Origin of the sequence: Hydrocoleum sp. CS-953, from assembly GCF_002260545.1 — a bacterium.
Taxonomy (GTDB): Bacteria; Cyanobacteriota; Cyanobacteriia; order Cyanobacteriales; family Microcoleaceae; genus Trichodesmium.
This window is the reverse complement of record NZ_LGSU01000723.1, coordinates 1-4,392: the sequence shown is the minus strand read 5'-3', so window position 1 is coordinate 4,392 and position 4,392 is coordinate 1. Positions and strand designations below refer to the sequence as shown.

The 4,392-nt window shown below is 37.8% G+C and carries 6 protein-coding genes; 2 read left to right on the top strand and 4 right to left on the bottom strand.

Translation table 11 applies throughout. The annotated features are described in order from the left end of the window. A partial coding sequence (locus AFK68_RS08550) for a zinc ribbon domain-containing protein (RefSeq protein WP_210407307.1) occupies window positions 1-229 on the top strand: 229 nt, incomplete at its 5' end. A gap of 210 nt (window positions 230-439) precedes the next feature. On the opposite strand, the gene AFK68_RS43365 is transcribed toward AFK68_RS08550, so the two are convergent. From AFK68_RS43365 to AFK68_RS08535, 4 genes are all read right to left on the bottom strand, one after another. Beyond that, window positions 440-565, bottom strand: a complete 126-nt coding sequence (locus AFK68_RS43365) for a hypothetical protein (RefSeq protein ID WP_256386517.1) — start codon at window positions 563-565, stop codon at window positions 440-442. After that, window positions 558-2,273 carry an ABC transporter ATP-binding protein/permease gene (locus AFK68_RS08545; RefSeq protein ID WP_094672365.1) on the bottom strand — a complete coding sequence of 572 codons (1,716 nt, stop codon included), beginning with the start codon at window positions 2,271-2,273 and terminating at the stop codon, window positions 558-560. Before AFK68_RS08545 ends, AFK68_RS43365 begins: the two co-directional genes overlap by 8 nt. Before the next feature lie 328 nt (window positions 2,274-2,601). After that, window positions 2,602-2,817 (bottom strand): hypothetical protein, encoded by a 216-nt coding sequence (locus tag AFK68_RS08540; RefSeq protein ID WP_094672364.1) that lies wholly within the window; start codon window positions 2,815-2,817, stop codon window positions 2,602-2,604. Between the two features lie 93 nt (window positions 2,818-2,910). Then, window positions 2,911-3,288, bottom strand: coding sequence for a hypothetical protein (locus tag AFK68_RS08535; RefSeq protein ID WP_094672363.1), 378 nt, complete (start codon window positions 3,286-3,288; stop codon window positions 2,911-2,913). Between the two features lie 520 nt (window positions 3,289-3,808). Here AFK68_RS08535 and AFK68_RS08530 point away from each other — a divergent pair. Continuing rightward, the gene (locus AFK68_RS08530) at window positions 3,809-4,309 is read left to right on the top strand and encodes a helix-turn-helix domain-containing protein (protein ID WP_143437693.1); all 501 of its coding nucleotides are present in this window, start codon (window positions 3,809-3,811) and stop codon (window positions 4,307-4,309) included. Window positions 4,310-4,392 lie beyond the last annotated feature (83 nt).

Here is a 4,392-nt window from a genome sequence, read left to right as displayed (position 1 = left end):
CAAATACCACATGATAAGAAAGCCCAAGCAAATTACTTATAAATGTCAGCTAGCAGGAATCAAGGTGATTGAAACAGAGGAAAGGTATACAAGCAAAACATCTGCCCTTGACCTTGAGGAACCAATTAAACATGAAACTTATGGGGGTAAACGAGTCAAACGTGGTTTATTTTTGAGTGGAACTGGTATAGTCATTAATGCCGATGTTAATGGCAGTCTTCAAATATAAGACAAGAAATTCCCAGAGGCATTTACTGCCGTTTGCGTAGCATTCCGGAGGATGGGAATAGTGAGCTGCGCCGAGAGCGCCAGTATTGGTTAATCCAATATCAAGATAAAACCTGTCACGATTTTCTACAGTTTTATTCGTACGGTTGATTTTTATTTTTATGGATCGTGCGTTACGCTATCAATAACACACCCTACTGGACCGTTTCAGCTAACGGAATGCTCCGCAAATATGTAGCACAGAGATAATTACTGTGCCAATTTTTTTGATAATCATTAAACTGACTATGATATAAGTAGGCGATCGCTCTGACTCATCTACCAAGAAATTAACCACTTGCTAAAAATTTGTAATCTTGGGCACAACTCACTCGCCAAGTTTCATCACCAACTACTTCTAAAACTTGTTGGTGATATGGCAACAAAGTCGGGCGGTGCCCCACACTAATATATGTAGTCGATAGACTTTGCAAATGTTTGTAGAGATTTTGTTCATTTTTCACATCCAAAGCGCTAGTTGCTTCATCTAAAATTGCATAACGAGGTTGAGTCAGTAACAAACGGGCAAAAGCAACCCGCTGTTGTTCTCCTATCGACAACACATGCTCCCAGTCTTCAATAGCATCTAAACCACCTAACCTTTCAGCTAAGTCTGGCAGGTTAACTTCTTTTAGAACTTGATAAATTTCTGCATCAGAAATATTTAGGTCAGTGCGTGGATAGAGCAGTTGATCGCGTAGAGAACCTAAAATAATATAGGGACGCTGAGGCAAGAAAAGAATTTCTTCTAATTTCGCTCGGTAAATTGCACCAGTTCCAGACTTCCACAAACCAGCGATCGCTCGCAAAATAGAACTCTTGCCGCAACCACTCACCCCTACAATTAAGAGTCCTTCCCCTAGTTGTACATCTACAGATACATCCCTAACTAAAGTTCGTTGATAGTTGGGAGTTTGTAACGTAAGATGTTGTAAGCTTAAACGTGAATCTTCAACCGTATCAATTGTCGTAGTGCCTTCTGGATGAGATACTTTCGGTTCCTCCATCAACTTACTAAAACTTTCGAGACGCTCGATACCTGCAACAAAATCAGTCATTTGCTCAAACCGTGTGATAATGACAATTAAAGACCTAAAAACCCTGAAAAATGCTCCGCTTGCTACTGTTAAGACTCCCACTTCCGTTTGACCAGACAATATCATTGGACCAACAATTAAAGCAGGTAATATATAGGCGATAAACTCATATCCATTGCTAAATACCTCCATATTTCTCTCCCAACCAACGATTCGATGATAATTTCTTAAGGCATCCTGAAGGAGTTTTTTAACATTTTCTAATTCCCGCAATGCACCCTGATAAAAAGCTATGGATTCGACATTTTCCCGAATTCTAACTAACCCAAATCGAAAATTTGCTTCTTTTTTCCGTTGTTGAAATTTCAGTGGAACTAAGATACTTCCAAATCCAACTGTTGTAATCAGGATGCCGAAAAAGGCATAAAATACCATGCTAGTTACTAGAGTGTGAGAAATGAACCAAAGTTGCGCTCCATAACTAATAATATCCATAATGGCTCTGGTAAAAATTGTGAAGAACTTGACTGACTCATCGCAAAAAGTTCTAATATCTTCAGAAATCCGCTGATCGGGATTGTCAATAATTTTCTCTGAATTGAGATCGTAAAAAGCGCGATCGCTGAGATATTGATTTAGAAACCGATTCGTCATCCAATTTCTCCAGAACAGACGGAGCTTATCTTGAGTGAAGTGAACAGTGGCTATAACAGGTACACTGAGAAGATATACTCCTAAAAACCTCTGTACAGCTTGCCAGAATCCTGCTGCATCTTGCTCTGCCAGGGATGAAATAAATTGTCCTTGCTGGGCATTGCGAAAGACTCCCAGATTAGCCCATACTATTGTCAAAGTTATTATGAGAAACAGCAAGCCAATTGCTCCCCATTTTTCTTCTGAAGACCAGTATGGTTTGGCTACTACCCAAAAACGCTGGAATGCACTGAAGTCAATCTTGATTTTTTTCATGGTTTTGATTTTTTATCTCACATTCCGCACGTCAATTTGTAACATTAAAAGCAGCATAAAAATCGGTAGCTTGCGCTCATTTTTATACTATGTTTTGAAGTGCGGGATGTAGTTTTGATTACTTTAACTTAAATTGTCACTGTAGCATATAATGGCAATTGGGGGATTTGGGTATAGATCCAAATTAACTGTCTGTATGGTAGGCAAAGATTTAATCACAGAAACTTGCAATAAATCAAATAGTATTTGCTCACCTGAAATTTTTGCTATATTCCAATATGAATATTGGCGAGCAGGATGCTCGCACTATTTATTTTCCGACTACAACCTAAATGTTGAAGTTACAATTTGCTTCTCCTTCATCGGAATAGGGATTTGGAAAAAACTCTAATTCTTTCACTTTATCTCTGAGGTTGCTATTAGTTACCCCCACATCATATTCAACATTAACTAACCGATTTTGTAGAGTGATAACTTTTTCCTCTAGGTATTCTATTCTGCTGAATAATTCTGAGATTTTTTTGCTGTCTATAAATTGCTGCATTTTGTTTTAGCTATGTTCAAAATTAATCTTGAGTGCTTGAGAAAAACCTTGCTATTTTTTATTAGCAAGGTTTGGTAAATAAACGGATATTTTTTAGGCAGAAATATGAGGTCTCCACCGATTTCGGATAGCTTCGACAAGCATTCCTTCTGGGTTGCGTAAGGTGGTCATTCTCCGACGACGATATACTGCAACGACTGCCATAGCATTTCGCACTACTTCAACATTGGTGTTTAAAATCAATTCTGTTAGCCAGTGGTTAAGCTGAAATCCTGCCTTTTCCACTTCTTGCAAAATGTTATTTGTCTGGAGATTTACAGTTGTTTGTGAAGTGTCTGGCATCTTGTGGTCATTTTCCACTACTCGGAGCAGACGGTCTAGCAATTCTGGCCCATAGGAATCAGCAAATTCTTTTGCGGCTCGGATTTCATCTCCGAAAGTTTGTCTGTTATTTTGAGAATCTTGTTTCATAATTGAAGTAACGTTAATTTTCAGCCTCCCGATTCGGCCATAGTGGTCGAGTTGGGATTTTTTTTGTTTGGCAGTTAGCCATTTATTGGCCTACTACGACCATAAGGTTTAAAAAAATTAGGAATTTACTCAACTATAAGACATTTTCCTAAAAAAATAGGAATTTACTTATCTATATTCCTTGTATAGCAAAGTTTTTATAGGTTAAACTATGTTATGTAGTGCGTATTTTCTATATGTTCCTGTGCGTATGTGTTTTCGGGATGCACATAAAATATGAGATTTACTTAAGGCAATGGTTTTTATGTAAATCAGTTACATAACTACATCCTAAAAATATTGTTTTACAAGTATTTGTATAAATAGAAATGTAATTGACAAAAATGGAATTTGCCGTCAATAGTATGTCTTAGAGATGCACAAATAAGTCGTGAGGCAAATCTTCAGAAAAATTTACAAAACTATTAGACAAACATTTGCTAGACAAAAAACTATTTTTAAATTAATCAGTGATCGTGTTATGCCCAAAAATGTCAAAGCCAGAAATCCAAAGCCCAACGAAAACTGGAAACCTCACGCAGATGACAAAAAACCAATATTTATCAGTCGCGCAGTAGATGAATATGGCCTAAATCTTTATGAGTTCAGAATACTGGGTCATGTATCCCGTAGAGAGGGGCCAAAGCATGGGTGTTACGCAAGCCAGAAACATATGGCTGAATCTTGCGGTATGAGCCAAAGGATGGTTTTGGAAGTTCTCAGAGTGCTGTGTGAAGCAGGTATTTTGCGAAAGGAAAAATCCCCCACTAGGCGCACCAATACCTATCGTCTTAATCCTGGCAGCAAATGGAAACACCCCAAGGAACTAGAAAATATTCGTCAGAGGAAAAAATCTCCTCAAACCAACACATCTCAACAGAAAGACAAACAAGTCAGTGAATCTAACAGTTTAGAATCACAGGATAAGTCGGAAAATAATTTATTAACTGAAGAGGAATTATTTCCCGACCCTTGGGAATAATTACCGAAATATTGTGGTTTAAAGCCTCCCCTTTTAAGGGGATAATAAATAAAAATTTTCCTGTTCGTCAATCCTCTTCTTTT

Excerpts from the sequence above, each read along its gene's own strand:
- AFK68_RS08540 (WP_094672364.1), bottom strand. The coding sequence starts at position 2,817 with ATGCAGCAATTTATAGACAGCAAAAAAATCTCAGAATTATTCAGCAGA.
- AFK68_RS08545 (WP_094672365.1), bottom strand. The coding sequence starts at position 2,273 with ATGAAAAAAATCAAGATTGACTTCAGTGCATTCCAGCGTTTTTGGGTA.
- AFK68_RS08535 (WP_094672363.1), bottom strand. The coding sequence starts at position 3,288 with ATGAAACAAGATTCTCAAAATAACAGACAAACTTTCGGAGATGAAATC.
- AFK68_RS08530 (WP_143437693.1), top strand. The coding sequence starts at position 3,809 with ATGCCCAAAAATGTCAAAGCCAGAAATCCAAAGCCCAACGAAAACTGG.